Source organism: Streptomyces atratus, assembly GCF_014648655.1.
Taxonomy (GTDB): domain Bacteria; phylum Actinomycetota; class Actinomycetes; order Streptomycetales; family Streptomycetaceae; genus Streptomyces; species Streptomyces atratus.
In genome coordinates, this window is the sequence record NZ_BMRN01000036.1 from 19,221 (window position 1) to 44,759 (window position 25,539).

The 25,539-nt window shown below is 70.0% G+C and carries 17 protein-coding genes and 6 pseudogenes; 11 read left to right on the forward strand and 12 right to left on the reverse strand.

Translation table 11 applies throughout. From position 1 onward, the window contains the following. Positions 1–29: 29 nt before the first annotated feature. The 3 genes from IEZ15_RS33940 to IEZ15_RS33950 all read left to right on the forward strand — a co-directional run bounded on the left by IEZ15_RS33940 (position 30) and on the right by IEZ15_RS33950 (position 6,518). A complete protein-coding gene (locus IEZ15_RS33940; protein ID WP_229846292.1) occupies positions 30–3,149 on the forward strand; it encodes a type 2 lanthipeptide synthetase LanM family protein in 3,120 nt (1,039 codons plus the stop codon). 110 nt (positions 3,150–3,259) lie between these two features. After that, on the forward strand, positions 3,260–3,493 hold the full coding sequence (locus IEZ15_RS33945) for a hypothetical protein (protein ID WP_229846293.1): 234 nt from the start codon (positions 3,260–3,262) through the stop codon (positions 3,491–3,493). Between the two features lie 112 nt (positions 3,494–3,605). Continuing rightward, positions 3,606–6,518 (forward strand): helix-turn-helix transcriptional regulator, encoded by a 2,913-nt coding sequence (locus tag IEZ15_RS33950; protein ID WP_189280784.1) that lies wholly within the window; start codon positions 3,606–3,608, stop codon positions 6,516–6,518. Between the two features lie 206 nt (positions 6,519–6,724). On the opposite strand, the pseudogene IEZ15_RS33955 reads toward IEZ15_RS33950, so the two are convergent. Further along, positions 6,725–7,701, reverse strand: a pseudogene (locus IEZ15_RS33955) (transposase). 91 nt (positions 7,702–7,792) lie between these two features. On the opposite strand from IEZ15_RS33955, the gene IEZ15_RS33960 reads away from it, so the two are divergent. Together IEZ15_RS33960 and IEZ15_RS33965 are read left to right on the forward strand one after the other, a co-directional pair. Next, the gene (locus tag IEZ15_RS33960; protein WP_189280812.1) at positions 7,793–8,266 is read left to right on the forward strand and encodes a GNAT family N-acetyltransferase; all 474 of its coding nucleotides are present in this window, start codon (positions 7,793–7,795) and stop codon (positions 8,264–8,266) included. Positions 8,267–8,486: 220 nt separating this feature from the next. Further along, complete coding sequence (locus IEZ15_RS33965) at positions 8,487–8,987, forward strand: hypothetical protein (RefSeq protein WP_189280785.1); 501 nt, start codon at positions 8,487–8,489, stop codon at positions 8,985–8,987. Positions 8,988–9,149: 162 nt separating this feature from the next. On the opposite strand, the gene IEZ15_RS33970 is transcribed toward IEZ15_RS33965, so the two are convergent. From IEZ15_RS33970 to IEZ15_RS33985, 4 genes and pseudogenes are all read right to left on the reverse strand, one after another. Continuing rightward, positions 9,150–9,377, reverse strand: a complete 228-nt coding sequence (locus IEZ15_RS33970; protein ID WP_189280818.1) for a DUF6207 family protein — start codon at positions 9,375–9,377, stop codon at positions 9,150–9,152. A gap of 138 nt (positions 9,378–9,515) precedes the next feature. After that, the gene (locus IEZ15_RS33975) at positions 9,516–10,793 is read right to left on the reverse strand and encodes a hypothetical protein (protein ID WP_189280786.1); all 1,278 of its coding nucleotides are present in this window, start codon (positions 10,791–10,793) and stop codon (positions 9,516–9,518) included. Positions 10,794–10,929: 136 nt separating this feature from the next. Further along, positions 10,930–11,343, reverse strand: a complete 414-nt coding sequence (locus tag IEZ15_RS33980; protein WP_189280787.1) for an RNase A-like domain-containing protein — start codon at positions 11,341–11,343, stop codon at positions 10,930–10,932. Between the two features lie 82 nt (positions 11,344–11,425). Continuing rightward, positions 11,426–12,555 (reverse strand): annotated as a pseudogene (locus IEZ15_RS33985) (IS701 family transposase). 92 nt (positions 12,556–12,647) lie between these two features. Between IEZ15_RS33985 and IEZ15_RS33990 the strand changes: the two are divergent. Beyond that, positions 12,648–14,063, forward strand: a pseudogene (locus IEZ15_RS33990) (sensor histidine kinase); the annotation flags it as partial. Here IEZ15_RS33990 and IEZ15_RS33995 read toward each other — a convergent pair. The 5 genes from IEZ15_RS33995 to IEZ15_RS45445 all read right to left on the reverse strand — a co-directional run bounded on the left by IEZ15_RS33995 (position 14,058) and on the right by IEZ15_RS45445 (position 18,188). After that, complete coding sequence (locus tag IEZ15_RS33995) at positions 14,058–14,621, reverse strand: universal stress protein (protein ID WP_189280788.1); 564 nt, start codon at positions 14,619–14,621, stop codon at positions 14,058–14,060. The pseudogene IEZ15_RS33990 and the gene IEZ15_RS33995 overlap by 6 nt on opposite strands. Before the next feature lie 514 nt (positions 14,622–15,135). Continuing rightward, on the reverse strand, positions 15,136–15,954 hold the full coding sequence (locus IEZ15_RS34000) for a GNAT family N-acetyltransferase (RefSeq protein WP_308427468.1): 819 nt from the start codon (positions 15,952–15,954) through the stop codon (positions 15,136–15,138). A gap of 219 nt (positions 15,955–16,173) precedes the next feature. Further along, positions 16,174–16,263 carry a K(+)-transporting ATPase subunit F gene (kdpF, locus tag IEZ15_RS34005; RefSeq protein WP_189280790.1) on the reverse strand — a complete coding sequence of 30 codons (90 nt, stop codon included), beginning with the start codon at positions 16,261–16,263 and terminating at the stop codon, positions 16,174–16,176. 93 nt (positions 16,264–16,356) lie between these two features. Then, the gene (gene lysA / locus IEZ15_RS34010; RefSeq protein WP_189280813.1) at positions 16,357–17,688 is read right to left on the reverse strand and encodes a diaminopimelate decarboxylase; all 1,332 of its coding nucleotides are present in this window, start codon (positions 17,686–17,688) and stop codon (positions 16,357–16,359) included. Positions 17,689–17,747: 59 nt separating this feature from the next. Then, positions 17,748–18,188: an SAV_915 family protein gene (locus IEZ15_RS45445; RefSeq protein ID WP_308427469.1), complete on the reverse strand. Its 441-nt coding sequence runs from the start codon at positions 18,186–18,188 to the stop codon at positions 17,748–17,750. 372 nt (positions 18,189–18,560) lie between these two features. On the opposite strand from IEZ15_RS45445, the pseudogene IEZ15_RS46840 reads away from it, so the two are divergent. Continuing rightward, a pseudogene (locus IEZ15_RS46840) lies at positions 18,561–18,881 on the forward strand (DUF4118 domain-containing protein); the annotation flags it as partial. Positions 18,882–19,311: 430 nt separating this feature from the next. Here the strand turns inward: IEZ15_RS46840 and IEZ15_RS46845 are convergent. After that, a pseudogene (locus IEZ15_RS46845) lies at positions 19,312–19,407 on the reverse strand (fic family toxin-antitoxin system, toxin component); the annotation flags it as partial. Between the two features lie 262 nt (positions 19,408–19,669). On the opposite strand from IEZ15_RS46845, the gene IEZ15_RS34020 reads away from it, so the two are divergent. Beyond that, positions 19,670–20,767: a DNA polymerase III subunit beta family protein gene (locus IEZ15_RS34020; protein ID WP_229846296.1), complete on the forward strand. Its 1,098-nt coding sequence runs from the start codon at positions 19,670–19,672 to the stop codon at positions 20,765–20,767. Positions 20,768–20,826: 59 nt separating this feature from the next. Here the strand turns inward: IEZ15_RS34020 and IEZ15_RS34025 are convergent, their stop codons facing one another. Then, the gene (locus IEZ15_RS34025) at positions 20,827–21,153 is read right to left on the reverse strand and encodes a hypothetical protein (RefSeq protein WP_189280792.1); all 327 of its coding nucleotides are present in this window, start codon (positions 21,151–21,153) and stop codon (positions 20,827–20,829) included. Positions 21,154–21,332: 179 nt separating this feature from the next. Here IEZ15_RS34025 and IEZ15_RS47805 point away from each other — a divergent pair, with 179 nt between their 5' ends. From IEZ15_RS47805 to IEZ15_RS34040, 3 genes and pseudogenes are all read left to right on the forward strand, one after another. Then, positions 21,333–22,052 carry a helix-turn-helix domain-containing protein gene (locus tag IEZ15_RS47805; RefSeq protein ID WP_506355104.1) on the forward strand — a complete coding sequence of 240 codons (720 nt, stop codon included), beginning with the start codon at positions 21,333–21,335 and terminating at the stop codon, positions 22,050–22,052. A 148-nt stretch (positions 22,053–22,200) separates the two neighbouring features. After that, positions 22,201–22,437: pseudogene (locus IEZ15_RS34035) on the forward strand (IS5 family transposase); the annotation flags it as partial. A 197-nt stretch (positions 22,438–22,634) separates the two neighbouring features. Beyond that, complete coding sequence (locus IEZ15_RS34040; RefSeq protein WP_189280793.1) at positions 22,635–25,088, forward strand: GH92 family glycosyl hydrolase; 2,454 nt, start codon at positions 22,635–22,637, stop codon at positions 25,086–25,088. Positions 25,089–25,539: the final 451 nt, after the last annotated feature.

A 25,539-nucleotide genomic window follows, 5' to 3' on the forward strand; every position in this document is an offset into this window, starting at 1 on the left:
GGCCGCGCGGTATCTGCGACGTTCTTCCTGTGACCGAATCAGCCGCACCCACGATGCCCCGAAGCGCGCACCTGCCGCTCGCCTGGTGGGCCCCAGCGCTCTCCCTCGCCGAGCGCGTCGGCGCCCCCGGCCGTCCCGCGGCGTCACCCATGACCGCCACGTCCGGCCGCGCCCCGTGGGCCGCCGGGGACACGGTGGGCTTCGCGGCGCGGCTGGCCCACCTGGGTCTCGACGAACCTGCCGTGTGGGCCCTCGTCGGCGAGGCGCCGGAACATCTGGCGGACCGCGCCGGCACTCCACGCTGGGCCGGTTACGTCGAAGAGGCCCTGGATCGTGCCGAGGCCCTGGATCGCGCTCACGACGCCGACCGGCCGGTGCCGGGTTGCGACGCCACCGGGCCGGAGGTGTTCGCACAGGTCGTGGCACCTCTGGTGGTGCCGGCCTCGGACGCCCTCGACCAGCAGCTGGCGCTGCTTCCTTCAGCAGAACGGAAGATTCTGCGCGCCTCGTTCGAGCAATGGCTGCTGAACCGGATGTCCCGGCAAGCGGCCCGCACACTCGTCCGCGAGCTGGACGGCGCCCGGCGCGCCGGACGGCTTCCCGGGGCCACGCCTCGTGATCGCTTCGCCTCCTTCCTCGCCGCCAGCAGCAGCGCGGACGGCCTGCGGGCGCTGTTCACCGCCTATCCGGTGCTGGCCCGGATGCTGGGCCGGACGGCACTGGACGCGGCCGACGCGGTCGCCGAACTGGGCCTGCGGCTGCACACGGACCGCGAAGAACTGGTGAGCGTCCTTCTCGACGGACGCGATCCCGGCCCGCTCACCCGCATCGAACTGGGCCGTGGCGACGCCCACCGCGGGGGGCGCTCGGTAGCGGTGCTGGAGTTCACGGACGGATCACGGGTGGTGTACAAGCCGCGTCCGTTGGGGCACCACGCCCTGCTGGACGACCTGACCCACTGGCTCGCCGGCCGGGTCGACGGCCTTGAGCTGTGCACCCCGCGCACTGTTCGGCGGCAGGAGCACGGCTGGCTGGAGTTCATCGAGCACCGCTTGTGCGCCTCGGTGACCGAGGCGGACGCCTTCTACCGGCGCCAAGGCGCACTGCTGGCTCTGCTGTACGCGGTGGACGGCGCGGACGTGCACTACGAAAACCTCATCGCCGCCGGTGGCCAGCCGGTTCTGGTGGACGCCGAAACCCTGCTGCACACCGGGCTGCCGCAGGCCACCACGGCCGAGGCCGACCCGGCCGCCGACGCCCTCCAGGCTTCCGTGTACCGGACGTGCCTGCTGCCCTATCTGCTGATCGGTGAGCACGGCGCGCTGGACATCTCCGCGCTGGGACGAGCCGGGGAAGGCACGTACCCGAGCGAGGGCCTGCGCTGGGAGGACAGCGGACTGGACACCATGCGAGTCGTACGAGGTCCAGTGGTCAGTCCGGCCGCACAGAACCAGCCGCTGCCCGACGGGCACCGCCTCCAGGGCGCCGATCACCGCGCCGCGCTGCTGGACGGATTTCGCACCACGTACACCGCGATCCGTGCGCACGGCGGGGAACTCACCGAGCCGGGCGCCCTGTTGGCCCGGCACGCGGACAGCCCCGCACGGCTGATCGTCCGCTCCACCCGGCTGTACTCGACCCTGCTGGAGGAATCCACCCACCCGGCGCTGCTCGGCGACGCGCTCGCCCGGGACGCCGCGTTCGCGGTGCTGTGGACCGAGTCGGCGCACGACCCAGCACGCGGCCGGCTGGTGGAGCACGAGACCGAGGACCTGTGGCGCGGGGACATCCCCCTCTTCGTCCACCTGCCGTCCGGCTCGGGGGTGCGGACGGCGGGAGGGACCTGGGTGGCGGACCTGCTGCCGGTGGCGAGCCTGACCGCGGTCCGCGCCAAGATCGCCCGGATGGACGAGGTCGACTGCCGGGACCAGGAATGGATCGTCTCGGCCGCGCTGGCCGCACGCGCGGCCGGCTCCCCGTTGGTCCGGCCGCGCTCCGAGCTGGTGCCGGCTCCCATGCCGGCGGTGGTGCCGGAGCCGTCACGGCTGCTCGCCGCGGCCTGCGGGATCGCCGACGAGATCGCCGCCCGCGCCGTGCGGTCCGGCGGCCGGACCAACTGGATCGGCCTGGAACGCCTGCCGGGCGGGCACTGGTCGGTCCTCCCGATGGGCGCCGGACTCGCCCAGGGATACACCGGAGTCGCGCTCTTCCTGGCCCAGGCCGGACTGCTCGCGGGCGCCGACCGCTACACGGCGCTCGCCCACGAGGCGGTACGGCCGCTGCCGGCCCTGCTGAAGATGCTGGCCACCGACCCCGAACTGTGCGCCGCGGTCGGACCGGGAGCGTACAACGGGCTCGGCGGCATCCTGTACGGCCTGGTACGGCTGTCGACCCTCCTCGACACCGACCTGGCGGACTCGCTGCCCGACGCGCTCACCGCGCTCGAACACGCCGTGGCGGGCTGCGTGGACCCCGGGTTCGCGGACGGTGCGGCCGGCGCCCTGGCGGCGGCGGTCGCCGCCCACGACGCGACGGGCTCCCGCCGGACCCTGGAACTGGCCGACGCGGTGGCGGACGCCCTGGCCCCCGCGGCCGCGCAGGGCGGTGGCACCGCAGAGTTCGCCGATGGCGCCGCGGGCATCGGCTGGGCGCTGTGGCACCACGCGGACCACCGGGCGGACGGAAAGGGACACCCGGAGGTGGCGGCCGGGCTGCTGCGCTCGGCCAACGCCGCGCCTGACGCCGCCGCGCACGGCCCGTCGTGGACCACCGGCCTGCCCGGGATCGCCGCCGCCACGGCGCATCTGCCGGAGCGCGGCGACCTCGCCGCCCGGCTGGCCGCCCTCGGCGACGGCCCCGACCTCAGCGCGGGCCACGGCGCCTTCGGCGCCCTGGAGGCCCTGTCGGTCCTGGCCGACCGGGGCGACGCCACGGCGTCCGACGCTCTGACCCGTACCGCCGGCCGGGTGCTCGCGACCGTCGAGGCGCAGCAGCACCGCTGCGCCACCCCCGATCAGGTGTCCTCTCCCGGAATGCTGACGGGCCTCGCCGGCATCGGCTACGGGCTGCTCCGTCTCTGCTCCCCCGCCCGTGTCCCGTCCGTGCTCCTGCTGGAGCACTCCTGCCCGAGCCCCCCGCCCGTCTGTTGAGTGCGAGCGCCCCCGGTCAGCCGGACCCGGCTCTCTTTCCGCTCCTCTCCGCCCTCTCGTCGTCTCCCCTTCCTCTCATCCACGCACTTCCACACGAAGGAGCTCTCCCCATGAACCAGCACTTCAGCCGCGCCGCGTCCGTATCCGCCGCCCACGTGGCCGACGCCGCCGACACCGATGCCCTCACGTCTGCCGCCGAGGAGCAGGACGTGGCCGGCGGCATCACCCTCTCGGGCCGCAACCGCGCTTGCGCGCGCGCCCGTATTCTGGCCGGAATGGTTCTCACCAGCGGCATCGTCATCACGCTGAGCTCGATCGACACCTCGGTGTCCGCGCCCCAGTAGCCGCCCCCGGACCGGCCCCCGGACCGGCCCCCAGCCGGCTCGGCGGGCCGGGGGAATCGAAATCCGAACGGCACGCTACAATTCCAGAATTTCTGATTTATGCTTCGAGATCATGCGCTCCCAAGCACCTTCCCTCATCGGCCGAGATGCCCAACTGGGGCTGCTCGGGCACGCGTTGTCCGCCGCCCAGCAAGGGCGCGGTGGAGTGGTCTTCCTGGTGGGTGAAGCCGGAGCCGGCAAGTCCCGGCTGGCGGCCGAGGCCGTGGGCAGCGCGCTCGGGGTCGGAATGGGCGTCCTGCGGGGACGCAGCAGCACCACCGGCCCAGTGGTGCCCTTCCGGCCACTGACCGAGGCGCTGATGTCGCTGTTCCGCACCGGTGAACCGCTGGACGAACTGCCCCTGGGGCCGTACAGACCGGTGCTGGGACGGCTGATCCCCGACTGGAACACCGGCGCAGGCGACAGCAGTTCGATGGTGATCCTGGGCGAGGCCGTGCTGCGCCTGCTCATGGCCACCGACAACGGCCGGGGCCGGCTCCTGGTGCTGGAGGATCTGCACGACGCCGACCCCGAGACACTGGGTGTCCTGGAATATCTCGTGGACAATCTGGAGTACAGCCCGGTCCTGCTGCTCGCCACCGTCCGCACGGACTTCAGCGACGCCCTGGATCTCGCACAGTCGGCCCGCCGACGCGGCGCGGCCTCGGTCGTGGAACTGCCGCCACTGACCCGCCCCCAGGTACGCGAACTGGTGGCGGGTCAGTTGGGCACCTCCCCGGAGGAGGTGCCCACACCCGTGCTGGAGCGGTTGTGGGAGGGCAGCGCAGGCAGCCCCTACCTGGTCGAGGAGCTGCTCCAGTCGATGATCAGCGCGGGCACCCTGGTGCAGGGACCGGACGGCTGGCGAACGGTCGGTGACCCGCGTGGCGATGTCTCCTCCGCTCTGGCCCGGGGAATCCTGCGCCGCATCGACCGGCTGGGTGCGGAGGGCCTGACGCTGCTGTCGGCGGCGGCCGTACTGGGCAGACGGTTCCCGCTGACCGTGCTCCAACGGATGACGGGAGTCGACGACCGGGCACTCCTCAGCCATCTGCACGCCGGAGTCGCCGCTCGCCTGGTGGTCCCGGACGAGCCCGCTCCCGACTGGTACTCCTTTCGCCATTCACCCACCGTGGAGGCGCTGTTCACCCAGCTGACGCCCAGCCAGCGTGCGGAACTGGCGCGTCAGGGCGCGGAAGCGGTGGAGAAGCTGCACCCTCAGTTACCCGGCGAGTGGTGCGCGCTCGCGGCGGGGCTGCGGTCCGAGGCGGGCGAGGACGCGGCGGCCGGCAAGCTGTTCACGGAGGCGGGGCGGCGGGCCCTGACTGCGGGAGCGCTCGGTTCGGCGGTGACCTTGCTCAGCCAGGCCGAAACCCTGCTGGCGCGGGCCGGCGACCCGCAGGAGCGGGCGGGTGCGCTGGAGCACCTGCTGCCCGCGCTGGCCGAGTCCGGCGACTTCGACCGGGCCTTGGGCCTGGTCGAGCATCTGCACGCCCTGGACAGCGCAGGGCTGGGTGCGTCACGTCTGGCAGTCCTGCACACCCGGTTGGCCAAGGTGGCGCACACGGCGGGGCGCTGGAGCGACGGGAACCGGCAGATCGACCGGGCCCGCGAGGTGCTGGGGGCGAACCCGGACGGTGCGGCGACGGCGGCCGTCGACGTCACCGCCGCCTATCTCGCGCTGGACACCCCGGGCACCGACCGCGTCCAGCACGCGGAGAAGCTCGCCCGCTCGGCGGCCGACGCCGCCGAGCGCTACGCGCTGCCCTCGGTCGCCTGCCAGGCGTGGGAGCTGCTGGCGACCGTGGCCCGCGAGCGGGACCCGTCCGAGTCCCGGGCCATGCTCGAAAAGGCCCTGTCGACGGCGGAACGGCACCAGCTCCCACTGCGGCGGATGTACGCGGCGACCCGTATCGGCGGCAGCGACTGGCTGGCGGAAGGTGACACCGCCGGGCTGCTGTCCGCCCGGGAGGAGGCTCTGCGGCTGGGCTCGATCAACATCGTGCACACCGTGGACGGCATCCTCGTCCTGGACGGGGTGATGCGGGGCGCGCGCGAGGCGACGCGGCAAACCGCCACCGAGGGTCTGACGATCGTGCGCAGGCTCGGGCTCGCCCCGGCCGTCCGGTACCTCCTGATGTCACTGGCCTCGCTGGAGGCGCACCAGGGCGACCGGCAGGCGATGGAGGCCGCTCTCGACTCGTTCGCTGAATGGGAGGGGGCGGGCTCGCAGGAGGAGCCGCTCACGCTGGGCATGGCCCGTGCCTTTTGCGCCCTGATGGAGGAGGACCGGGACCTGGCACGCGCGGAGCTTGGGGCTGTGTCGGCGCTGGAGCGGCACAACCCCACCACTTACCACCTGAGCGGCACGCACGGGGTGGGGCTGCTGCTGGACGTGCTGGCCGGTGACGCGGACCGCGCCCGGCAAGAGAGGGTAGCCGCCACGGCGGTCGGACGGATGCGGTGGAACCGCCAGTTCGTCACGCTCGCGGATGCCGTCCTGCTCGGCCGGCAGGGGCAGGGCGAACGGGCGGCCGAGCGCATCGGTGCAGCGCTGCGCGATGCCGCCGCGTACCCGGCCGCCCTGCACCTGGGCCTGCGGCTGGTCGCGGACGCGGCGCACGAGGACGGCTGGGGTGAGCCGGTCGCCTGGCTCAGGCGGGCCGAACACCACTTCCACGAGCAGGGGGTGCCCGCCGTCACGAATGCCTGCCGGGCCGCCCTGCGACGGCTGGGTGCCCCCGTGCACCAGCACCGCAGCGGCACAGACGGCATCCCCGAACAACTGCGGGCCCTCGGCGTCACCGTGCGGGAGTACGAAGCGTTCCGGCTCCTCGCCGACCGGCTGAGCAACAAGGACATCGCCGACCGGCTGTTCATCTCCCCTCGCACGGTCGAGAAGCACATCGCCAGTCTGATGAACAAGACGGGCGCGGCCGACCGCGCGGACCTGTGTGCGCGGTCGACCCGACTGACGAAGTCGTGATGCAAGTCTTGGCCTGCTTCGCTCGGGGTGCGGCTGAGATTCGGGTAGAAACGCAAAGATGCCTTCCCGCGCCGGGACGAGGGACCTTTCCAGGGGTTCCGTCGTCGCCGGAGGAAGGCACTTTCTGCATGAAGGATGAGGTCTAACGACCTTGGGGAAAATTGAGGTCGGGTCGTGTTGGTCTGGCGGTTCGGCTGGTGGGTGATTCAGCAGGCCGTCGCGCGAACGGGCACGAGTTCGGTGCTCGTGAGGCGACGGGTCGTGCGTCGGGCCGCGCGGTCGGAGACGAGGCCGGCGATGGCGAGGTGGGTCTGCTCGTAGTCCTCGCGGCGTCCGGTGTAGCGCTGAAGCAGATGCCACTGCTTGTACTCGACGTTGGTGTGTTCGACCACGATGCGGGCCGATGACTGCCGCCTGCGCGCCTCGCGCCAGGCACGCTTGTCGCCGCCGGGAGCGTCCTGGGCCGGCTTCTTCGGCGGGGCGCTGACCTGGGACGGGAACTCCTTGGCCAGACCCTGGTAGCCGGAGTCGACCTCGGCGTGCACATCGGGGTGGAGGCGGAACTGTTCGGCGATTCCCTCGGTACGCACAGCGGTCTGGTCGTGCATGCGGCCCGGGCGGACGACGCCGGAGAACAGGGTGCGGCCCTGGTGGTCGCTGAATGTGGTGGTCTTGATCGTGTTCTGCTTCTTCTTGCCCGAGACGAAGGTTGCGTCCGGGGCGGCCCGCGCGCGGGCGTCGGGCCTGGACTTCCGTGCCGTCGAGCCGGATGTCGACGCCTTCGGCATCTGCGTAGGCGAAGCAGGTCGTCCGGGGTGCGGATGCGCAGACCAGGGCGGCCGGGGATGGCAAAGCCCCGCGCGGCGAGCAAGGGTCTGACCTCGCGGATCGCGGCGGAGACGGTGGAGCGGTCCACCCCGTACAACTCGGCCAGGGCGGCATGTGGCAGCCCGAGCCGCAGGTGGACCAGGGTGGCCGCGAGCCGGTCGGTGAACACCAGGCGCGGCTTGCGTCCGGCACCCTCGGCCCGCTTGCGGGGCCCGCCCCTCATCACGTGCAGGGCCGACGCACGGGCCGCCGCCCAGGGCGGGGCAAGTTCTTCGAGCAACTCCCCGAAATGTGCGCGGGAGACCCCGGACAGGGCAGGATGGGTACAGGCCGTACGGGCCCAGGTCAGCTTCACAACTCGCCCAACCCGTAAAGCCCTTCCCGTGTCACGGCCGACTCACTCCCGTCCTTCCCCCAAGGTCGTTAGGGTCGGGCCCATGGCTTCCATAGATGTCTCCCTGCGTCCCGTACACCCCAGCGATCTTCCTGTGTTCTTCCGGCACATGAGCGACCCCGAGTCGAATCGGATGGCCGCCTTCACCGCCGAGGACCCGACGGACCGGGCCCACTTCGACGCGCATTGGAAGCGCATCCTCGCCTCGCCGGACGTCGTCACCCGCACCGTGCTCGCGGACGGCGATGTGGTCGGGCACGTGGCCGTGTACGGCGAGCCGGGCGAGCGGGAGGTCACGTATTTCATCGATCGCTACTACTGGGGGCGGGGCATCGCGACCGCGGCGCTGTGGGGGCTGCTCGCCGAGGTCCCCGAACGCCCGCTGCTCGCCCGGGCGGCGGCGGACAACACCGGATCGGTGCGGGTCCTGGAGAAGTGCGGCTTCAAGGTCGTCGGCGAGGACCGGGGCTTCGCGAACGCGCGGGGAGCGGAGATCGACGAGCTGGTGTTGCGGTTGGACGGATAATTTTCCCCACCCCGTAACCCGTACGGCCCTTCCCCGTCACGGCCTGATCTGACCCGCTCGCATTCGCCCGCGACGCTCGCGCGGATTCATCAACAGTGCGCGGGCGGTGCGGTAGAGCAGGGACACGATCATCAGGGCAGCATTACAAGTCCCCACCGACGACCCTGGAGGCGGGTTCTGACCAGCAGCGATGATTTTACGAGCCCCACAGGGGCGGAGTATGTGGGAGACCGAGGAGTTCGGCAGCGAGCACGAGGGCCGGCCCGGCGTCCTGCTGGCCGACAACACCGAGCCGGGCCCGGTGTACTTCGATGCCGGGAGCGGGCCGACGGTCCACCAGAGCAGTGAGTGGTGGGTCTATGACGGCACGCTCGGCGCCCCGATCGCCACCGAACTGCGCGGTGCGTGCTCATGTGGCTGGCGCGGCAGCACCCGCTACCCGCTCAACTGGGAAGCAGTCGACCCCCGGCGCCCGTACCTGGCCGACACCAGCGGACCGGAAGACAACTGGGACACCCACATCACCGAAGTACAGGCCCGCACCGTCCCCGTGCCCGCCGACCTCACCGCCCTCCTCGGCCAGGCCGAGGAACGCCTCACCGCTATGGTCGACGACGAACCGATGGCCGCACTCCGTGCCGTCGCCGCCCTGCAGCGCCTCACCGACCGTGTGGCAGCTGACGCTGCGTTCAGTGTCGATACCGCGGACGGGCCGCGGTGAGACACCGTTGCCCAGGCGCTCGGGATCAGCGAACAGGCCGCGTGCTCCCGCCTGACTCACTACGCCCTGCGCCGCTGACCCTGGAGGTCGGGCCGTCCCGATCTCCAGCACGCGGCCGCTGATTCATGCGGAGGTGGCGGGGCTGCGGCGTCGGATGTCCGCTTATACGCGGGCCTTCACGCCCGGCATTCCGGGTTCGCGTTGTACGGGCATGATGCCGGAGGTGTCCCACCACTGCTCCAGCTCGGCCATTACGGCGTGGGCAGTTGTCTCGTCGGCGGCGGTGATGTCGAGGAGCAGCGTTTCTACAGCAGTCGTGAACAACTGCTGTCGTGAGTCGTCGATAAAGCTACGGAAGGCCACCCCGATGCCGTACCGGCGGTGCTCCACGCCCTGGGGGTGCGTGGCCCACTCCTTGATGTACTGGAGGATGTCGACGAGGAGGCGGACGTCTGGCCCTTCAGTCTCGGCGCTCCGCAGGCCCCAGGATGCTCATGCCTCTGGGAACAGTCGGAGCAGGAGCGCGGGTCAGCGGTGCTGGAGCAGTTCGACGGCCTCGGCCACGTGCTCCGCGCCGTAGCGGAAGTGACGGCACAGCACCAAGTGGCGCGCGTACCCTTCCTCGGTGAGGGGGGCGGCCCGTACGGCGAGCAGGCGCAGGAGCAACCGGTAGCCGAGGTCGGGGTCCACCCGGGTGACGACGTCCTCCACCGCCGCCGTCGGTGCCTCACCGAGCACGGCGGCCGACTCCCGTACCTCTCGCAACACCGTGTCCTGGTGGGCCGGGTCGACCGGTGGCGTGGTGTGCCGATGGCCGGGAGCGACCTCGGCAAGGCGTGCGCGGCACGCTTCGGCGACCGTCCTGAGCCAGTCCCGGGGGCTGAGGCCGAGGCGTCCGGGATCATGGGCCCCGCCGGTGGCCTCGTGCCACAGCGTGGCGATGGTGTCGTCGGGCAGCGGCGACTGCAGGAGGCGGAGGGAGTCCACGAGCAGGAGCGCCGCTGCGGACCCGGGGGCTTGGGCCGCGTCGTCGGCCGCGACTGCTGCACGCAGCCGGTCGCGAGCGGTGGGCTCCGTCCACTCCCAGGAGAACCACGCGGTGAGCGCGGACAGGCCGAAGTCGCCCTCCCCGTCCCGCCGGGCCGGGTCGATGGGTGGCCACGCCACGCTCAGGCCGTCGTGGACGAGGGGCCCGGGGTATCCGAGTTGTCTGCCGAGGGCCGTCAGGCGGTCGTACCGCTCTTTCGTCACGAGGACGTGACGGGTCTTGAGAGCGCGCAGCAGAAGACGCAGGCCGAGCCCCTCGTCGGTGTGGTTGACGATCGTGGTCAGGGCCGCCGGCAGGGCGGCGCCGGGTTCGTCGGTGTCGCTCGCCGGCTCCGCCGCCGCGTGCCCCAGGTCTACCGCCGATGCCCTCACCTCCGCGACTACGTCGGCCCGTGACTTCGTCTCCCGTTCGGGTCCCGGGGCTCCGGTCCCAGGCGGTATGGGGTAGCGCGCGGCGAGCCGGCTCAGCTGATCGCGGGTGTCCGCCCTGGTGGCGGTCGAGCGGCGGTCGTCGCCGGTTACAGCTGTCCAGACCGTGTCCAGGATCTCGTCGGACAGACCGGTTTCCAGCAGATGGTTGAGGTCCAGGCCGAGTTCCACCGCGCCCTCGCCGTCGCCATCGGCCGCCACCTCCGCTGCCAGCCGGAGCACACCGTCCTGGTCGAGTGGTTCGGGGGAGGCCGCGATCCCGCCCGCGAGCGCGCTCAGGCCGAAGTCGCCCTCGAACAGCTCGCCGTACTCCTCGCGCTGCCGTGCCATGGTCGGTGTCGGCTCCTTGATCTACCGGGTGAGGTCACAGAGGTGGGCCCGTCCGTCGTGAGGACGGACGGGCCCACCACGGGTATGACAGGGGGTACCCCTTCACGGATATGCCGTCAGAAGGACAGCGGGGCCACTACTTGGGCATGGGGTACGCAGTATGGATAATGTACCCCTCGTGCCCCTTCTTGCCGGGCAGCCTCTTCAAAATCACGCGGACCCCGTTGCCCGCTGCCTCCGAGCCCCCGGACGCCTTGTACACCGTTCCGAGAGAACCGTACAGATCCCAGGAACCGGTGATCGGGAACTCCGTCTTGTTGCGCCACTGTCCCCGCTTGTTGAGGAAGTTGTCCAACGCGTCGAAGCTGGCGGTCCGCTTCTTGCCGCGGGGGAAGAAGTAGTCCGCGAGTACTCGTTCGACGGCCTGCTGCGCGATGTCCTGGCTGGTCCACACCGTGCTGATCGGGGCTAGTACTGCAACGACACTCCGTGATGTCCTCGGCGTCTGTAGTGACTGATACGGGCTTGGGCCTGGCTTTCTCTTCGCCATAGAGACCAGGCGATTACGTGTTGGATGCTGTGAAGGACAGGAGAGGAGATGCGGTTAAATAACCGTCTGGCCTCGTTCATGGTTACAGGTATGAGGGATCGATTGCCATCGGTTTCAGGATCCCCTTTTTTGCCTCCACTCGCAGGATGGCGAGGAAGGCGAGCGCGGCCATCGAGAGAGTTATGTGCCGGTACCAGGCTGTATAGCCGCGAACTCGATAGTGATCAAGTCCGGTCTCGTTCTTCGAGGTCTGGAAACACTCCTCAACCATCCACCGGGATCCCGCAACCTGCACGAGTTCCTCCAGCGAAGTTCCGGTCGGGCAGAAGCAGATGTAGTAGGCAATGTCCGCGGGGTCGGTGACGCTGCGCCGTGCCATCAGCCAGTGGTCCCAGCCCTCGCGTCGCCAGGGCCGGATCGCTGCTGCTGCCCAGTCGTATTCGCGTGGACCGTGAGCGCCGTTGCCGCAGCTCACACGTGTCCACGCATCGTCGGGGAGCTCGCCGATCAGCTTATGTGCGCGGGCCTGGCCAAAAAAACTCCATGGTCATGACCATCTGCGATTTCGGCACCGCAAGCACATGAGGGATGTCATGTTCTTCCAGCCAGACACGAATCCGACTTGTCTGCCCATTAGACTTCATCGGCGGTGACCCACCCGAACGGGATGCCGGACTCCACGGCACGCTTCAGCATGCGCAAGCCCAGGTCGGGTTTCGTGGTGAAATCGACATCATCACTGATGCCGGCCGCCCGGCAGCGCTCCCGGTTTGATGTCCATTCCTTCGGGAGATACAGCTCGCGGTCGATCAGCGCCCGGCCCTTCCCTGATCCATACGCCAGGAAGACACCCACCTGGGAATTCTCGATCTGCCCGGCCGTTCCTGAATACTGCCGGGCCACGCCCGCCGATCGGACACCCTTTTTGAGGAATCCCGTCTCATCGAGAATAAGGATTCCCCGCTCGGGGTCCCCGAGATGCTCTACCACTGCGTCGCGGACGTCATCACGCATGGCGTCCGCGTCCCACAGGTAGTGGTTCAACAGCCGCTGCATGCCCTGCGGCCCGTCGTCCCCGGCTGCCTCCGCCAGAGTCCAGCCGTTCTTCCGCTCTGTCTCACTGAGCAGTCCCCGCAGGTAGGACACCATCCGTCGCCGTGGCTCCACCCGGCCGAACCGGCCCCCGAACCTCGCTACGAAGTCGCCAAACATATCTGACCAGCCGTCAGTTATCTCTTCTCCCACACAGCAATCAACGACGCCGCACCCACAACGTCACGGAGTGTCGTTGCAGTACTAGCACGGCCCGGAACGTCTGGGGCTGGGTGGTCGGTGTGGCGGGCCCGGCCCTGTTGGTCGCGCCGCTCACCAACATCGATGCAGATCTCGGCCTCGCCAACGACATGCTGCTGTTCCTGTCGCTGACGGTGGCCGCCGCACTGGTGGGCGGGCTGCTTCCGGCGCTGGCTTCCGCCGCACTCGGATCGCTTCTGCTGAACTACTACTTCACACCACCGTTGCACCGGCTGACCATCGCCGATCCGAAGAACATCCTCGCCATCGCGATCTTTGTGAGTGTGGCGGTCTCGGTGGCTTCTGTGGTGGATCTGGCGGCCCGCCGCACGCACCAAGCGGCGCGGCTGCGCGCCGAGTCGGAGATCTTGTCCTTCCTCGCGGGCAGTGTGCTGCGCGGCGAGACCACCCTGGACGCTCTGCTGGAGCGCGTACGGGAGACCTTCGCTATGGAGTCCGTCGCGTTGCTGGAGCGGCAGAGCGAGGTCGAGCCATGGACCTGCGCGGGAAGCGTCGGGCCGACGCCCGTCGCTCGTCCCGAGGACGCGGATGTGGACATGCCGGTCGGCGGCCACATGGCGCTGGCCCTCTCGGGGCGTGTGCTGCCGGCCGAGGACCGTCGGGTGCTCGGCGCATTCGCCGCCCAGGCCGCCGTCGTACTCGACCGTCAGCGACTGCGTGTCGAGGCCGAGCAGGCTCGTGAGCACGCGGAGGGCGACAGGATCCGCACGGCGCTGTTGGCCGCCGTCAGCCACGATCTGCGAACTCCCCTGGCCACTATCAAGGTGTCCGTCACGTCCTTGCGCTCCGCCGACGTAGAGCGGTCCGAGGAGGACCGGGCCGAGCTTCTGGCCGGAATCGAGGAAGGCGCCGACCGTCTCGACCATCTGATCGGGAACCTTCTGGACATGTCCCGGCTGGAGACCGGAACGGTTCAGCCGCTGATCCGCGCGACGGACCTCGACGAGGTGGTTCCCATGGCGCTCGGCGGAGTTCCGGACGGGAGCGTCCGGCTGGACATCCCGGAGGATCTGCCGCTGGTGGCCGTCGACCCGGGGCTGCTGGAGCGCGCCGTCGCCAATGTCGTCGAGAACGCGGTGAAATACAGCCCGTCCGGCGAACCCGTGCGGGTGTCGGTCAGTGCTATGGCCGACCGCGTCGAAGTCCGTGTGATCAACCGCGGGCCAGGCGTGCCGGACGAGGCCAAGGAACGGATCTTCGCGCCCTTCCAACGCTATGGCGACACCCCGCGCGGCGCCGGTGTCGGCCTGGGCCTCGCAGTGGCACGTGGCTTCGTGGAGGCGATGGGGGGAATGCTCGCCGCGGAGGACACCCCGGGAGGGGGCTTCACCATGGTGCTCACCCTGTGCGCCGCGAGCGGCCGTCCCCCGGTCCGTCCCGACCTTCCGGCCACGGTGACATCATGATGCCTTCCCCCTGCCGGGCATCGGGGGCACAGGGTGGGTCAACTCCCGGACGTCCAACGGCAGCCGCCAGGCAATCCTGCGTCGCACGGTGCCGAGTTCCTTCTCCAAGGGCGAAGGCGGAACGGCCAGCACTGGGCAGGACGCGTGTGCGAGACAGTAGCGTGCCACGGACGGGCACAGCGCGCGGTGCGGCCATCGACGCGATCCTGTGCCGACAGCCAGGAGGTCGTCGGCCCGGCCGGCGGTCTCCACCAGCGCCTGTCCCGGTGAACCACGCACGACCAGGGATTGCAACGGGACATCAGGACCGGCGCTGCCGAATGCGGCGTCGAGCGCGATGAGCAGCTGTTCTCCCGCCGATCTGCGGCAATCGGCCAGCTGCGGGGGGCAGGGCAAGCTGCGGTGACCGAGTTCGCCGCCGGGCGGCTCCCAGGCGAGCACGGCCCACAGCTCGGCTTCGATACGCCGGGCTTCGGCCGCGGCCCGGTGCAGCGGGGCCAGGCTCCCTTGCGGGCCGCTCACACCGACCACGACGCGTCGGCAGACGGTTTCGTCCATGGGTCACCACTTCTGTTTCGCGTTCCTGTCTCCCCTCATCCAAGCGCCAACAGGAGCAGCATTCAGTGGCTGTTGGCGTTTCTCTGACGGAGGCGCAGGAGGCCATGACGGCCCCCTGACGGATGTGGGCCGCCGAGCGTTCACGGCCTGCTGCCCCAGCGCGTCGCGGACCGGCTTCGGTTGGCCGACGCGAGCGGCTTCCTGACCCTCCCCGGCTCTCCCGCCTCGCTCCCCCGGGCCCGGGAGGCCAGTTCGGCCTCCGGCTGTCCTGGCAGGCCGCCGCGATCGGGGGGCGTGCTGATTCCCTGAGCGTTCACCGAAGTCGTAAACGGTCCTCCACCACTGGTCGTCAGGCTCTCGCTCAAACACGAGACCTCCCGCGCATGTGTCATGTGCGAGGACGGCGGTTGGGCGGGGTCGGGGGAGAGACTGCCCCCTCTCGCTGACGGTCGGGAGCCACTCGCCCAACTTGTTCTGCGACGAATCCGGCCGCCCCCGAGCCCATGGGTGCTGATCAGATGCCGTCCTCGGCGTGCAGCGAGACTCTGGGCCTGGGGAGGCGCAACGCGGTGGGCCGCCCGGTCGCGTAGCGGACGTACTCGCGTTGCAGCCGGAATCCGGCAGTCCAGGCCAGGAGGCGGCTGGCACGGTCGTCGCGGGAGCAGGACAGAATCGCGGTGCGGCCGCGGGCGGCGATGTCCGCGCACAGACCGGTGACGCAGGCGTGGGCGAGGTGCTCACGTCGGCGGTCGGGAACTGTGGCGCATGCGATGTCCTCGTACACGCTGCCGCGGAAGTACGTGCAGGCCACGGTGAGAATCCGGCCCTTGTGGAAGGCAGCCCAGCCACATCCGGAAGCAGCGAGCCCCGCCGGGCCTTCCCAACTCGCGTGGATCCAGGCCTCTGTCGGCCCCAGCGCGGCTAGTGCCCGCGCGTCCTCGCGTACGAGCGGGCGTACCGTCACCCCATGCGGTGACCGCGGCGCCGGTGAGAATGCGGGCGCACGGCGGATGTACACCATCCGCTCTGCCGGCACGATCCTGTCGAAGGAGGCGCCCAGGACCGGCAGGAAGCGAGACGGCGCCTCCACGTAACTGTCGGCGAACGGGGCCAAGGAGCCCAGGGCGAGCGCGTGCGGATCGCCGCGCAGGAGTACATGGTTCGCACAGCTCACGGCAACGACCTGTGGCTGGAGAGCGCTGTCCGCCCACCAACGGCCGGTTCCGGTGCCGAGGACGTGTTCGACCAGGGTGGCGGATACCGCCGGTCCGGCGGGGAACCACCGGGTGAGCGCGGAGAGGCCGTTCGGCCGGAGCTGGATCACGAGAGACACCACCTGATTCGAGTGCGGAGCGGCCCTGATAGGCCGCCCCGCGGCGGGTTCGGCGTCGGGCGGCCATACGCAGGTCCTCTCGGCGCATCCCGTACGCCGGTCCGACTCGCATGCCGGGTGCCGACTGCCCTTCCGCCCCTTGTTCTGTCGGTGAAGTGGCGACAGGGCGATGCGGGCCGTCGGACGGCCCCGCCGGCCGACCGATGCGAGAATTCGTCGTCAGAATCGATCCGGGAACTTGATGGCCAGCACCAGGTACCCCAGGAGGCTCACAGCGACGATCAGACCGATGATGTTCTCAGTGGTCACAGCTGCTCCCGAGGGACGGACGGCTGGTGCAGGACATATCGGCTCCTTCACGGTCGGCGGTCGTCGGGAGCGTTACGGGCATGTGTGCGTGGTTCAGAGACCGACGTCGCGGCTGTTGATGTCGGCGAGGGATTCACGGCGGACCAGTAGCCGCGCGCGGCCGTCGTGGACGGCGACCACCGGTGGGCGGCCGACCGCGTTGTAACTGGACGCCATGGAGAGGTGGTAGGCGCCCGCGACCGGGATGGCGACCAGGTCGCCCGGGCGGATGTCACCCGGCATGGCCACATCGGCGGCAAGCACATCGCCCGCCTCGCAATGCCGGCCGACGACGGTCGCCGTGCAGGGCTCGGCCGTAGAGCGACGGCCGATGAGCCGGGGTGCGTAGCGAACGCCGTACAGCGCAGGCCGCGGGTTGTCGCTCATCCCGCCGTCCACGGCGACGAAGGTCCGGTCTCCGGTCCTCTTGACGGCCAGCACCCGGTAGAGCGCCACGCCTGCGGGCCCGACCAGCGCACGGCCGGGTTCGACGGTGAGCCGGGGCACGGGGATGCCGGCCGCGGCGCAGCTCGTAGCCAGTTCGCGTCGGATGCGGGCGCCGAGGGACGGTATGTCGAGCGCGGTCTCCCCCGGCCGGTGGGCGACCGCGTGCCCACCGCCCAGGTCCAGCTCCGGCAGGACGATTCCGTGCTGGAGGCGGATTTGGGCAAGCAGCCCGACCACCCGTCGAAGCGCAGTCAGGTAGGGCTTGACCGTGGTGATCTGCGAGCCGATGTGGCAGTGCAGTCCGACCAGTTCCAGTCGCGGCTGGTCGAGTATCCGGGCGATGGCGTGCTGAGCGCTCCCGTCGGTGATCGACAGCCCGAACTTCTGGTCGTCCGTGCCTGTGCGGATCGCGGCGTGGCTGCCCGCGCTCACGCCCGGAACCACGCGCACCAGCACCTTCTGGCGGCCGTCGGCTGGGATGAGCGCGGACAGCCGGGCGATCTCCCAGGCGCTGTCGATGACGATCCGTCCGACGCCCAGGCGCAGTGCGGCGCTCAGGTCGTCCGGGCTCTTGGCGTTGCCGTGCAGCACGATGCGTTCGGGCGGGAAGCCGGTGGTGACGGCGAGTTCCAGCTCGCCCGCGGAGCAGACGTCCAGGCCGAGGCCCTCCTCCTGCACCCAGTGCAGGAGGGCACGGCACAGGAATGCCTTCGCCGCGTAGACGACATCGGTGTCCGGGAAGGCTCGCAGGTAGGTGCGGCAGCGTTCGCGTACCTCGCCCTCGTCAAGGAGATAGACCGGGGTACCGAACCGCTCGGCCACCTCTGCGAGGGAAACGCCTCCCACCGCGACGTCGCCGCGGGAGGCGAGCCGCGCCGAAGCGGGCCAGACGGACAGACTTGCGGCGTTGCCCGGCGGCACGGGGGCCACGTGCGGCATGGCCGGTACCGGCGCCGGCAGTCCTGGCAGTGTCGTGGTCATGGTGTTCCCTCAGCCGATCAAGAGGTTGATGCAGGAGACGACGGCTGTGTGCCGGTCGCGCGGACAACATCGACCGCTCGCAGTTCCCACGCTGGCCGGTGCGCGCGATGCGGCGCAGGGGCCGTACGGTGGGTGACCTTCACCGCGGGTGAGGCACTGGGCCCGGGGGCGGCGAGTAGCGGGTCGACGACGAGGCCGACAACCCCCAAGGGCGCGACGAGGGCACGTACCGCCGGCTCGGAGAGCCGGATCCAGGTCTGCCGCTGTCCCAGGGTGAGGGTCAATCGTCGCTCGCTGGTGAAGGCGACTGCGGTGCGGACGCCAAGGGACGTACGGAAAAGACGGGCGCCGCAGCCCACGGACCCCGGCCGGACCGGAACGAACAACGCTCCGGTCCGGTTCGATTGAAGGGGGTCGGGGTCCTCGGCACACTGGTTGTCGTTCATGGCACTCCTCATGGAGACGGGTACATCACCCCGGACCACTGGCGAGCCGGGGCGTACCAGTGACGCTATGCCCGCTCCTACCGGGCCGGACGTCTCCGTTAGCGGGCCCTTGATCCCGCACACCCGACCCTTGACGCGCGATTGACGGCGGACACTCCTACGGCCCCGTTCGGCGCGTGCCGGACCTCGCGGGCGACCCGGCAGCGATGTCCGGGCGTGTTCGACACGCTGTGCCGGCCATCGCTACGAGCAGTAGCGGACGGGGGCCGGTCCAGCTGATCGGTGCGCCCATCGACGCCCACATCATCAAGGAGTCATCAAGGCAGGACGGAAATGAACACGGAAGCGTCGGCCCCCGCTACACCTGGGGTGGAGGTGTGCCTCATGCTTCTGTACCTCACCCGGGGCCAGGTGGCGGTCGGGGCCGCCCTCGCGCTGCCACCGGTCGTGTGCGCGGTGCTGGTGCCCGTCCGGACCGACATGTCCAACACCAATGCGGCCCTTGTACTCGTCGTCACCGTGGTGGCCGTGGCCGCCCTGGGCCATCGCCTGGCCGGTACGCTCACGGCCCTGTCCGCAGCGATGTGGTTCGACTTCCTCCTCACCCGCCCATACGGACAGTTGGCCATCACCAAGGCCGCCGACATCACCACCGCTGTGCTGCTCCTTGTCGTCGGCATCGCCGTCTCCCAGCTCGCGGCCCGGGCCCGGGAACTCAAGGTGATAGCCCTCACCGACGATGACTACCTGGCACAGATCCACCACACCGCCCGGCTGGCCGAGACCTCCACCAGCCCGCACACCGTGATCGACCATGTGTGTCGGCAGCTCGTGGGACTCCTCGGCCTGAGCGGCTGCCGCTTCGAATACGGCGCCCTCATCGGACACCCGCCCTGTCTGAAGGAGGACGGCACCATTGCCTGGGACCACCGCCGCTGGGACGCCGACCGCGACGGCCTGCCCGGCGAGGAGCTGGAACTGCGGGTCTTCCACAACGGACGCTTCCACGGTCGGTTCATGCTCCAGCCCTCGCCCGGAGCGGCGCCCCCGCTCGCCGCGCGTCTGGTCGTGGTGACCCTGGCCAACCAGGTCGGGGCGGAACTCGACACGGCCGGCCGCGCCCACGCCGGCGGTGTCACAGGCTCCACTGGCGCAGTTCGTCGGCGATGGCCCGGACGTCCGCCTTGCCCTCCTTCACCAGTCGAGCCAGGTCGCGCACCTGTCGGGGGTTGACTCCGCAGCCGGTGTCGTGTCTGGCGAGGTAGAGGCTGCAGGCGCAGCCCCCTGATGGCAACGGAGCGGGAGAACCCCGCCCACGTGGGCGTCCCAATGGCCGTTGACATCGGCGGCACGCTGCTGTCGGCCTGCCCACGTTCAGCACGGGTCGTTCGTCCTCCTCGGCCGGTCTTGCCTCTGTACCCGGATGCTGTTCATATTCGAGTCGGTCGGCTGGGGTTGACCCTCGACTTGGTGGAGGGCTCAGGGTTCTGGGTGTGGAGAGCGAGATGCGCAGTATTGGTGAGATGGCCCGGGACAGTGGGCTGAGCGTGAGCGCCCTGCGGTTCTACGACGGTGCCGGCGTGCTGGTCCCGACTTGGGTGGATCCTGTGAGCGGCTACCGCTGGTACGGCCCCGAGCAGCTTGAAGAGGCCCGGTTGCTGGCCCGGCTGCGCCGGGCCGGTATGCCGTTGGCGGACATTCGGCTGGTGCTGGCCGGCTGGTCCAGTGAGGACACCGACCTGGTGCGGCAGCTGCTTCAGGCGCATCTGCGTCGTCTTGAACTGGGGCTGTTCGATGCCCGCATTGAGTTCTCCGCAGTCCGAGCGCTACTCGAATGCAGGGAGAATCCCATGACTTTGCTCCGCTCCGCCAGCGCCGTCCGGCTGGCTGTCTCCGCGCCTGAGCTGGCCGCGGCGTTGGACGCGGTCCGCTTCGCCGCCAGTACCGACCCGGAGCTGCCGATGCTCGGCGGTGTCCTGTTCGACATCGAGGGTGAGACGCTCCATGTCGTGGCCACCGACCGGTACCGGATGGCAGTCGCACAAGCCGGTACCACCGGGCATGGCGGGCCCCGTATGCAGGTCATCGTGCCGTCCCCGCTTGCCGACGCGATGCGAGCGTTGCTGAGTGACGACGCATCCGCCCAGCTCACTGTGGACGGTGACCGCGTGGTCTTGGAGGCAGGGGACCGTCAGGCGGCCGGCCAGTGTCTCGATCACGACTTCCCTGATTACCGTCGCCTCATCCGCCTGCCGGCAGGGCACCGTGCCCTCGTCGATGTCCCGGCTTTCCGGGTGGCGGTGGAAACCGGCCCGGTCCGTGTCAGCGAAGTGCGCGAGCAGGACGGTGTGTCCTGTGACCTCAGCGTGCTCAAGGCGGCGGGCGACGGCACGGTGCGCGTCTGCGAAGACGGTGACGACGGCCAGGGCAACATCGCCGTCAATCGCGAGTTCTTGCTGCATGCCCTCGCCGCTGGGGCCCGGGACCAACTGATTCTGGAGGTCGGCGCCCCTACGGCGCCCCTGGCGATCCGCCGGACCGACGCCGAGGACACGTTTTCGATACTGATGCCTGTCCGCCTGGAAAACTGACTGGTCGGCTTTGGAAGTCCTTAGGGGGCGGCTCCGGAGCCGGTGCCGTGTGGCGTTGGTCAGATGTCCGGGGTGGCGAGGTAGAGGCCGCAGGCGCAGTCCCGAGCCTCCTCGGGGGTGCCGACGAAGCTGCCGGTTGGCAGGATGGTGCCCTCGTACTTGTCGGTCCTGGCGAGGCAGAGGGCGAAACCCCAAGTGCCGCCGGGTCCGCCGTAGCGCAGACGCATGAGCTTGATGCTGTCGCCGTCGGCCAGTTCGCCGTCCACGTAGGCGAACTGGCCGCGGTGGCGGATGTACACAGCGGCCAGCTGGGGCCAGGCCGTGCGGGCTCGAGCGGTGAGCTTCTGGGCGTGGGAGGACTTGATCGACTCCGGCACGATGGGCATGGGGGTCATCCTGCCTGGTCGCGGTCTCGGGTACTGCGGCCGGATCCGACCGGTAAGATCCACTTCTGCTGATCGGCCTGCCGGCCTTGCCCGTTGCCGCCGCCTGCCCGATATCGCTGACCGCTTCGCAGAGGCACCGGCTGAAGACGATGGCCCACGGCCACAAGACCGAGCACCGGATGCGCCTGCGTGCACAGGTCGTGCTGCACGCGGCGCGGGGCCGGTCCAACGCGCGCATCGCCCAGGAGACGGGCCTGCACCTGGATACCGTGCGCACCTGGCGGGGCCGGTTCGCCGCACAAGGCCTGGACGGGCTGGCCGACCGCGAGCGCACCGGCCGCCCCCGGTGTTCACCGCGTTGCAGGCCGTCCAGGTCAAGGCACTGGCCTGCCGGCTGCCCGCCGAGACCGGCACCCCGCTGTCGTACTGGTCCTGCCCGGAGCTGGCCCGCGAGGCCGTCGAGCAGGGCATCGCCGAGACGGTGTCCGCGTCCACCGTGCGCCGCTGGCTCGCCCAGTACGCGCTCAAGCCCTGGCAGCACCGCTCCTGGATCTTCATCACCGACCCGGACTTCCGCGCCAGGGCCGCCCGCGTGCTCAACCTGTACGCCCGCACCTGGAACGGCGAGTCGCTCGGCGAGGATGAGTGCGTCATCAGCGCCGATGAGAAGACCTCCATCCAGGCCCGCTGCCACCCTGGCCCCCGGCCAGGCCCGCGCGGTGCGCGTCAACCACACCTACGGCCGCGGGGGCGCCCTGGCCTACCTGGCTGCCTACGACGTCCCCCGAGCGAGGTTGTTCGGCCGCACCGGGCCGCGCACCGGCATCGACCCGTTCATGAACCTGGTCGCCCAGGTCATGAGCCGCGAGCCGTACGCCTCCGCCAAGCGGGTCTTCTGAATCGTGGACAATGCGTCCTCCCACCGGGGGCAGAAGGCCACCGACCGGCTGACCGCCGCGTTCCCGAACGCGGTCATGGTGCACACCCCCGTCCACGCCTCCTGGCTGAACCAGGTGGAGATCTACTTCTCCGTGGTCCAGCGCCCAACGCAAGCCCGGGACCAGGGGCTTCACCCCCATCCCGAAGCAGTGGGCCGTCGAGCGAACCTACGGATGGCTGATGTTTCACCGCCGCCTGGTCCGCGACTACGAAGCCCTGCCCACCCGCTCCGAAGCCATGAGCCACCTCGCCATGACCGACCTCATGGCCCGCCGCCTCACCGGGGAAACCACCGTGTCCTGGCGCGACCCGGCATCCCAGGACGAAACGCAATCCACGGGATGAAACACCGGGAGAAAACGACCTCTTAACGAGCCCCCTCGCACCTCGACATGCCACGGTTCACGACGAATTCATCCGAAGTAACACCGGGGGCCTTGCCGTACCTGCGCGCTCTTTCTATCTTCATGATCGTTCCGGGAACTGGACTCCACAAGGGCAGCCCGGAATACCAAGTACGCACGAAAAGGAAGTGCTTCATCATGCAAAAGTTCCGGAGAACACGGGACCGTCGTCCGGCCACCGCCGTCGGCGTCGCCGTGATCTCGGCAGGGCTGCTCCTCCCGCTCCTGGGAAGTCCCGCAGCAATCGCCGACTCCACCGCGGCGGCCCCGGTTCCTCACCCCGTTCAGTACGTGGACCCGCTCATCGGCACCAGCAACGGCGGCAACACCTACCCTGGCGCCAATGTGCCTTTCGGGATGATCGCCTGGTCGCCCACCAGCACCGCGGGCGACCAAACCAACACCGCCGCCGCCAACGGATACTCCTACAACACCACCCGCCTGCGGGGCTTCTCCCTCACTCACATCAACGGCGCGGGGTGTCACCCCGGAGCAGCCGGTGACGTGCCCATCATGCCGTTCGCCGGCACTGTCGACTCCTCACCCACCGCCGACACCAAGGACGCGAAGTACGCGGCGAACTTCTCGCACACCAACGAGACGGCCGATCCGGGCCGTTACCGGGTGGGCCTCGACTCGGGTGTCACCACCGACCTGGCGGTCAGCGAGCGAGCCGGCGTGGCCGACTTCACCTTCCCCAAGGACAAGCCCGCCAACCTGCTGTTCCGGGTCTCCAACTCCCTGAACGGCAGCGAGGACGCCCACGTCGACATCGACACCGCGCACAACAAGGTCACCGGCTGGGTGGAGACCGGCGCGTTCTGCGGTCGGCGCGCCAACGGCGGCACCCCCAACAACAACCGCAAGAGCTACTACCGCCTGTACTTCACCGCCGCCTTCGACCGCGGCTTCTCCGGCGTGGGAACCTGGCACGACGACCAGCTCTCCCCCGGGTCCACCAGCGCCGACGGCGGCGAGGGCTACCTGACCGGCGCGGCCCGGGCAGGCCGGGGCTCCGGCGGTTACGTCTCCTTCGACACGGCGAATGACAACGATGTCCGCATGCGCATCGGGATCTCGTACGTCTCCCTGGCCGGTGCGGAGGCGAACCTGCGCGGTGAGATCGCCCCGACCGCGGGCGTCGAGGACGTGGCGAAGGCCGGGAAGGGTGCCTGGGACCGTGCGCTGAAGTCCGTGAAGATCAGCGGGGGCGACGAGGACCGCCGTACCGCTTTCTACACCGCCCTCTATCACGCTCTGCAGCAGCCCAACCTGATCAGCGACCGCGACGGCACCTATGTGGGCATGGACCGCAAGGTCCACACGCTCGCACGCGGCCAGAAGGGGCAGTACAGCAACTTCTCCGGCTGGGACCAGTACCGGGCCCAGGTGCAGCTCCTCGCCCTGCTCGAACCGCGCATCGCGGGCGACTTCGCCCAGTCGCTGTACAACTTCGCGCAGCAGAACGGCGGGGTCTGGGACCGCTGGGTGCACATCAGCGGCGCCACCCACGTGATGACCGGCGATCCCTCGGCGGCCACCCTGGCGACGTTCTACGCCATGGGCGTGCGCAACTTCGACGTCCAGGGTGCTTTCGACTCCCTCTACCGCCAGGCCACCGTGCCGCACTCCTCCGGGCTGTCGGACGCCGGCTGCCCGGGCCAGTGCGAGGGTAATCGTCCCAACCTCGCCCAGTACATGAAGTCCGGCTACGCCGCCCAGGATCAGTGCCACTGCTGGGGCGGCGCCGCCGAGACACTCGAGGACTCCGTCGCCGACGCGGCTCTCGCGCAGTGGGCCCAGCTGTTGGGCCGTGACGAGGAGTACAAGACGCTGAGCGAGCGCGGCGGTTACTGGCGGAACGTTTTCAACCCCGCCGCCACCCCCACCGCCGGCTACATCCAGGCCCGCAACGCCGACGGTTCCTGGGTGACCCCGTTCAACCCCGCCTCCCAACTCGGCTTCGCCCAGGGCAGCGCCACCACCTATCTGTGGATGGTGCCGCAGGACGTCCAGGGGCTCGCCACCGCCATGGGCGGACGCGACAAGGCGGCGGCCCGCCTGGATGACTTCTTCCACAAGCCCGACGGCTCCTGGTCCGTCCGCGGCGGCGACGCGCTGCGCTACGACCCCACCAATGAGCCGGGCATCCACGCTCCGTGGCTGTACAACGCGCTCGGCAAGCCGTGGAAGACCCAGGAGACCGTCCGTCAGATCCTCGACACCGTGTACGGGACGGGTCCCGCCGGCCTCCCCGGCAACGACGACCTCGGCACCATGTCGGCGTGGTACGTCTTCGCGGCGCTCGGCATCTACCCGAAGGCGCCCGGCTCGGCCGACCTGCTGCTGAGCGCTCCGGTCTTCCCGCACGCCGTCATCGCGGGCGTCGGAGACCGCGATGAGATCACGATCGACGCTCCCCGGACATCCCGCACCAACCTGTACGTGGACTCGGTGAGCCTCGACGACAGGAAGCACGAGTCCTCCTGGGTGGACGGCTCGTTCGTGCGCCGTGGCGGCTCCCTGTCGTTCGAGCTGAGCGACCGCGCCGACACCGGCTGGGCGACCGACCCGGGCACTCTGCCACACTGACCCACTGATTCCATCCGGTGAGTGACGGCCGCACATCTATCGATCGGAGGCCCAAGTATCGGTCGACGTCACCATCACACTGTGACTTCGACCGATACAGGCTCGGGCGGGAGCGTCAGCAGCAGTCGGATCCGGAGGGACAGCCGCACGCGTCCGCTGCCGCAGAGGCTGCCCCAGGTGTAGGCGCAGCAGGGACCGCGCAGCAGCCTTTGCCCTGCCAGGCGGCGCGGCCTTCCTTGACGCCGACGGTGACGATGACGAGGGCGCGAATAGAGCGTTCGGCGTCGCCGGTGCCGGCCAGCACGCGGACGATGACGTGGGCAGCGAGCGCGTGACACACGCGCCCGGCGCGGAGCGTCTTGTCGCCCACATGTGCCGTCGGAGTCTCGGTGGACCTTGCCTATCCGGGCCGCAAGGCGGTCGTTGGCGGCCTGGCGGGCCGCCCGGTCCG

Bases quoted from the DNA above. Each gene is read 5' to 3' on its own strand.
- IEZ15_RS33945 (WP_229846293.1), top strand. From the start codon at position 3,260: ATGAACCAGCACTTCAGCCGCGCCGCGTCCGTATCCGCCGCCCACGTG.
- IEZ15_RS33950 (WP_189280784.1), top strand. From the start codon at position 3,606: ATGCGCTCCCAAGCACCTTCCCTCATCGGCCGAGATGCCCAACTGGGG.
- IEZ15_RS33965 (WP_189280785.1), top strand. From the start codon at position 8,487: ATGTGGGAGACCGAGGAGTTCGGCAGCGAGCACGAGGGCCGGCCCGGC.
- IEZ15_RS33975 (WP_189280786.1), bottom strand. From the start codon at position 10,793: ATGGCACGGCAGCGCGAGGAGTACGGCGAGCTGTTCGAGGGCGACTTC.
- IEZ15_RS33980 (WP_189280787.1), bottom strand. From the start codon at position 11,343: ATGGCGAAGAGAAAGCCAGGCCCAAGCCCGTATCAGTCACTACAGACG.
- IEZ15_RS33995 (WP_189280788.1), bottom strand. From the start codon at position 14,621: ATGGACGAAACCGTCTGCCGACGCGTCGTGGTCGGTGTGAGCGGCCCG.
- lysA (WP_189280813.1), bottom strand. From the start codon at position 17,688: ATGCCGCACGTGGCCCCCGTGCCGCCGGGCAACGCCGCAAGTCTGTCC.
- IEZ15_RS45445 (WP_308427469.1), bottom strand. From the start codon at position 18,188: ATGAGGAGTGCCATGAACGACAACCAGTGTGCCGAGGACCCCGACCCC.
- IEZ15_RS34025 (WP_189280792.1), bottom strand. From the start codon at position 21,153: ATGCCCATCGTGCCGGAGTCGATCAAGTCCTCCCACGCCCAGAAGCTC.
- IEZ15_RS47805 (WP_506355104.1), top strand. From the start codon at position 21,333: ATGCGCCTGCGTGCACAGGTCGTGCTGCACGCGGCGCGGGGCCGGTCC.
- IEZ15_RS34040 (WP_189280793.1), top strand. From the start codon at position 22,635: ATGCAAAAGTTCCGGAGAACACGGGACCGTCGTCCGGCCACCGCCGTC.